The 5,311-nt window shown below is 31.4% G+C and carries 8 protein-coding genes and 1 pseudogene; all 9 read left to right on the forward strand.

The features are described from left to right. A pseudogene (locus H593_RS21055) lies at positions 1-228 on the forward strand (hypothetical protein); the annotation flags it as partial. A 111-nt stretch (positions 229-339) separates the two neighbouring features. Continuing rightward, on the forward strand, positions 340-795 hold the full coding sequence (locus H593_RS0115140; RefSeq protein WP_028873203.1) for a DUF4844 domain-containing protein: 456 nt from the start codon (positions 340-342) through the stop codon (positions 793-795). Then, positions 795-1,196, forward strand: coding sequence for a hypothetical protein (locus tag H593_RS0115145; protein ID WP_028873204.1), 402 nt, complete (start codon positions 795-797; stop codon positions 1,194-1,196). Before H593_RS0115140 ends, H593_RS0115145 begins: the two co-directional genes overlap by 1 nt. Positions 1,197-1,390: 194 nt before the next feature. After that, positions 1,391-1,762: a transposase gene (locus H593_RS0115150; RefSeq protein ID WP_028873205.1), complete on the forward strand. Its 372-nt coding sequence runs from the start codon at positions 1,391-1,393 to the stop codon at positions 1,760-1,762. Further along, on the forward strand, positions 1,762-2,613 hold the full coding sequence (locus tag H593_RS0115155; RefSeq protein WP_028873206.1) for an IS3 family transposase: 852 nt from the start codon (positions 1,762-1,764) through the stop codon (positions 2,611-2,613). The genes H593_RS0115150 and H593_RS0115155 overlap by 1 nt, the downstream gene beginning before the upstream one ends. A gap of 59 nt (positions 2,614-2,672) precedes the next feature. Continuing rightward, on the forward strand, positions 2,673-3,023 hold the full coding sequence (locus tag H593_RS0115160) for a hypothetical protein (protein WP_028873207.1): 351 nt from the start codon (positions 2,673-2,675) through the stop codon (positions 3,021-3,023). A 7-nt stretch (positions 3,024-3,030) separates the two neighbouring features. Beyond that, positions 3,031-4,047: a S1C family serine protease gene (locus H593_RS0115165; RefSeq protein ID WP_037052618.1), complete on the forward strand. Its 1,017-nt coding sequence runs from the start codon at positions 3,031-3,033 to the stop codon at positions 4,045-4,047. Positions 4,048-4,278: 231 nt separating this feature from the next. After that, complete coding sequence (locus H593_RS0115170) at positions 4,279-4,800, forward strand: hypothetical protein (protein WP_241695530.1); 522 nt, start codon at positions 4,279-4,281, stop codon at positions 4,798-4,800. 187 nt (positions 4,801-4,987) lie between these two features. Next, positions 4,988-5,311: transposase (locus H593_RS0115175; RefSeq protein ID WP_028873210.1), on the forward strand; the 324-nt coding region annotated here is incomplete at its 3' end.

Genomic DNA, 5,311 nt, shown 5'->3' on the forward strand with positions numbered 1-5,311 from the left:
AAAGCGATGCATTTACCCTCATTATCTGCAGTAAAATATAATGAAAACCATAAAGAATTATATTTAAGATTAGTTTCTAAAAGTGGTATAAAAATGAAAGGACTGATTGCTGTTCAAAGAAAACTATTAGAATTAATTTACGTTGTTTACAAAAATAAACAAGGGTTTATTCAAAATTATGAGCAACAAAAAAGAGCAACTCTATTAGAAATAGAAACTGCCCTTTAGAAACTAGCTTAAAGCCGTTTTGAAAAACAAAAATAGAAAAAAATATAGGATTTTTGTTGTTTGCTAACACAGAATCTAACCATACACCAAACGTTGGCAACAATTTGAGAAATGACGAAATACATTCAAATTTTTATAATTTTTTTGACATTATCTGCTTGCGGACAAAATGCAACCGAAATGAAAACACCGGAAAATGCGAATGAAATGTTTGCCGAATTCATTGCAAATAAAAAGTTTGTTGAACAACCATATCCGAATTTCTATCCTGGAATTGCAGACGAAAAAATGCGACCAATTTTCACGGACAAAATAAACCAAGTTGCGACTGATTTTAAAAATGTTGCGGAATCTGAAAACCCGACTGATATAAAGTATCAAGAAAAAATCGGAATTGGACTTTCAAGGTTTGCGGACATTTATCTGGAATTAGATACCGAAGACAGAGAAAGAGTTTGTATGTATTTTGAGGAATTAATGGATATTGTCGGACTGGAAAGCTCGAATGGTCAACTCAATAAATTTATGTACGGTTTTGACCCGAACGAATTAATAAAAGAAAAATAATGAAATCAATATTAGTAAAAATAAGTGCTTGGTTTTCAGTAATATTCTATTTGATTATGTCTTTTGTAAGTTTAGTAATAATGTTTACCGAAAAAATTGAATATGGAATAATAATAACATTATTTATGTTTTTATTGTTGTCTTTTACTGGCTGGAATGCTCGTAAGTTCGGTTCAACAAATTTTATCGTTAAGAAGTACTCAAAAATACTTGCAATTTTGACATTAATATTTGGAATATTTTTTCTGGTGTTTACACCAATTATTTTTGCTTCTCAGTTTGGCTTTGGAAACTCTTTTGTAGCGATATTGACCTTATTTATTTTATTCTCACCAGCTATAATTTCAGCTATTGCGATATTATTTGGAGGAACAAAAGAACCTGTAAATATTGCTGAATAAAAGAAAGAAAAACTGTTGCCAACACCGTGTATAATTCATTGCTAGTTATAGCCTACTTACGAAAGTCCTCGCGGACTTTCTATCTGTGATTTATTTGCTAAATTTAGTGCTGAAACACGCAACGAAATCATACACAAACACGTTGTGCAACATTTTGACTTGTACTGAAAAAAGGCTACATAATTTTAAATATTATGTATAAAAATGACAAAGTAATTAGACGTTACAGCGAACCTTTTAAATTAAAAATTTTAGCCGAACTTAGTACTGGTAAACACACCAAAAGTGAACTTTGCAAACTCTATTCTATTGCGCCTACAACCGTAAACGAATGGATTAAAAAGTACAATCGTAAAGACTTAATGAACACCAGAGTAAAAGTGGAAACTAAAGACGAAATATCTAGAATTAAAGCACTTCAAAAAGAAAATGAACAGCTTAAAAAGCTACTATTAAAAAAGGACTTGGATGCTATGGTACAAGATTCTTATCTAGAAGTTGCAGCTGAAGACCTAGGATATAAATCTGTTAATGAACTAAAAAAAAAGCTAAGTATAAAGCCTTAATTAAAGCTAAAGAGAGATCTAAGGGATTTGCTTCTTTAACAGCTATAACAAATTGTTTTGGTCTTAAACGTGATGCCTATTATAAGTATAAAAATAGAGCAGACAAGCGTAATGGAATAGAACAGCAAATTATAAGCATAGTAAAGAAAAGACGTAAATCCCTTCCAAGAGAAGGTGTGCTTAAGCTAACAAAATCCTTAAAACAAGACTTTGAAAAACAACAAATAAGAGTGGGACGAGACTCATTAAATAAGATTCTTAGAGAACATAAAATGCTAACACTTAGAAAAAAAAATAGTATGAAGACTACAAACTCACACCATCGTTTTTATAAGTACAATAACAGTATTAAAGCTTTAGAAATCACAAGACCTAACCAAGTTTGGGCCTCAGACATAACCTATATAAGAACAGTAAAAGGGTTTTGCTATTTGGCTTTAATAACAGATATGTATTCTCGTAAAATTGTAGGATATGATCTTAGTGATAGTCTGGAACTAAAAGGATGTGTGAGAGCGCTTAATAAGGCTATTTACCAAGCTAAAAGTATTGAAGGACTAATACATCATTCGGATAGAGGCATACAGTATTGCAGCAATGTTTACACGCAAATACTCAAAAGAAAAAAGATAGATATTAGTATGACAGAAGAAAATCATTGTTACGAAAACGCAATGGCAGAAAGGGTAAACGGGATTTTAAAAGATGAATTTTATCTCGACCAAACCTTTAATAATGTAGCACACGCTAAAGCAGTAGCAAAAAATGCAATTAATTTATACAATGAAATAAGATTACATTTATCTTTAGACTTCAAAACACCAAATATGGTCTATAAATTAACCGCATAAAATCAATTTTAACCTGTAGCCATATTTCAGGGCAAGACATTTAAAGAAACCACCGAACTATGAAACAAAACCTGACAATAATTATTTTTTTTCTGTTTACTTGCCTTTCATTTGGACAAAACCTCGAAGATTTAGATAGTTATACAGTTGACGAGTTTTATAAAAAAGTAGAACTTGACAGAGGAACTCTTGATGAAGATGGAGATGAAATCGAATACGTTTACGTAAAAACTGAATTAGATAGTGGCGACTATAAAATCGACTTAACAGATGGAGATGGAGATTTATATGAAGTTAAGGACACTAATATATTTATAAAATTTAATGGTTATTTCGGATATGCAGGCTACTCTACAGAATGTATTTTAAAAGTAGAATATTACTCATCGACAGTTTACAAATTAGAATAAAATAAGAATGAAAAAATACTTTTTACTACTATTATTACTTCCAACTTTAATGTTTTCGCAAAATGCTAAAGAAATTGCGAAGAAATGTATGGCTTCCACAGTTTCACTTGTTATGGAAGATAATTTCAAACAACCATTATCTTTAGGCTCTGGCTTTATTGTAGACAATGGAAAAGTAATTACCAACTTACACGTAATCGAAGATGCCAAATATGGATACGTAACCATTAGTGGAGAATCAAAAAAGCATAAAATTGAGGGATATTTAGCTGTTGATAAAACTAGTGATTTGGCTTTATTATCAGTCCCTACTTTAGTAGGAATTTCGATTGAAATTAATGGAAATAACCCAGAAATCGGAGAGAAGATTTATGCTATTGGTAATCCAAAAGGTTTGTCAGGGACAATATCAGAAGGAATTATAAGCGGAATTAGAACTTTCGACAATGAAGAACTTATTCAAATAACAGCACCTATTTCACCTGGAAGTAGCGGTGGTCCAGTAATAAATAATAATGGTCAATTAATTGGAGTTTCAGTCGGAACTTTAGATGCTGGACAAAATTTGAATTTTGCAATCCCAACAAAATATGTCTCAAAATTAATTCAACTACCAAAAACTCAAATTACACAATTAGATATTAAATCTATTGCTAAAAAAAGTAGTCAAAGTAATTTAGGAAAAGGCATTAAGGAAGGAGTTGAAATAATAAACCTTGAATGGAAAACAACGGATTATGGTATGGGAATAATAGAAACTAATCTTGAGGGTTTTTCTATTAAAAATAATTTACCCAATGAAGTTAGCAAAGTTAAACTCTTATTGATCTTAAGAAATGCTCAAAATGTTCCAATAGATGCGGTTGATTACGAACCCTACTCAGTAAAATATGATGGTATTAGACCGTTCCTTTCAAAGTATATTGACATTAGTAGAACAGATATAGGCCGAAGTCGTATCTCGGAACGAAAGAAAGGAGAAAAATTGGAAATAAGGGTTCTCGATTTTACATTTGAGGAATAAAAAACGTTGCACAACAAAGTATATAAAAAATAGTGCGAGTCGTTGCTAACACAAAGGTTCGGGCATTTTTGGGAAGTCGTCAAATTTTTAAATTTGACAAATTGCCAAAAATAAAATAATCAGTAAAATTTAAAAATTTGGCTTGTGCTTATCCGAAACATAACTGCTTATTTTCTGCACTACGTTTCATATACAAACCGTTGTGCAACATATGACCAAAACCGAAAGTTAATGACAAACCGAATTTTAACAGCTCTAATAATTAGAATTGCTGGAATATTTTTACTGACGAAAATTTTTGACCATTTTGGCTCTTATTTTTTGTCAATTTATTTATCTGCAACTATGGCTCGATTTGACGAAATGTTGATTGAACCGATTGACAAATTCTATTTTACAGGAACATTTCTGACAATAGCGAACATTGTCGTTTCCATATTTCTATTCGTGAAAGCGGAATGGATTGCTAAAAAACTAATAAAAACGGACAATGAAATAAAAACGGAACTGAACGCTAAATCTCTGACAAAAGTGATTTTATTGACAGTTGGAGTTATTTGGTTGGCGAAATTAATTTATCTAATTCCGGACTTGATTGATTACTGCTCAAAATTCATTTCGAGCCTGAATGGAAATGAAGAAATTGAATTACCTGATTTTGCGGTAGCGAATTATATTCTAAAAACGATTTTGACACTAATAATAATATTCCGAATTGAAAAAATATCGAATTGGATTATAAAGAAAATATAAAAATACGTTGCACAACACCGTATAAAAACAATTGCGGTTTAGTGCTTAATCAAAGGTCGTTGCATGTTTGTAACGTCTGATTTTCCTTCGGAAAATCCTCGCATACAAACCCGCAACTATTCTTATACATAACCGTTGTGCTTCATTATGACCCGTCCTGAAATAAGGCTACATAATTTTAAACATTATGTATAGAAATGACAAAGTAATTAGACGTTACAGCGAACCTTTTAAATTAAAAATCTTAGCCGAACTCACAATCGGAAAACACACAAAGAGCGAGCTTTGTAAACTCTACTCTATTGCACCCACAACAGTTAATGTGTGGATTAAAAAGTACAATCGTAAAGACTTAATGAACACCAGAGTAAAAGTGGAAACTAAAGACGAAATATCTAGAATTAAGGCACTTCAAAAAGAGATTGAACAGCTTAAAAAACTACTCCTTAAAAAGGATCTCGATGCTATGGTACAGGATTGTTACCTTGAAGTAGCTGCTGAAGATCTTGGC

The sequence above is a fragment of the Psychroserpens burtonensis DSM 12212 genome (assembly GCF_000425305.1).
GTDB classification, from domain to species: Bacteria; Bacteroidota; Bacteroidia; order Flavobacteriales; family Flavobacteriaceae; genus Psychroserpens; species Psychroserpens burtonensis.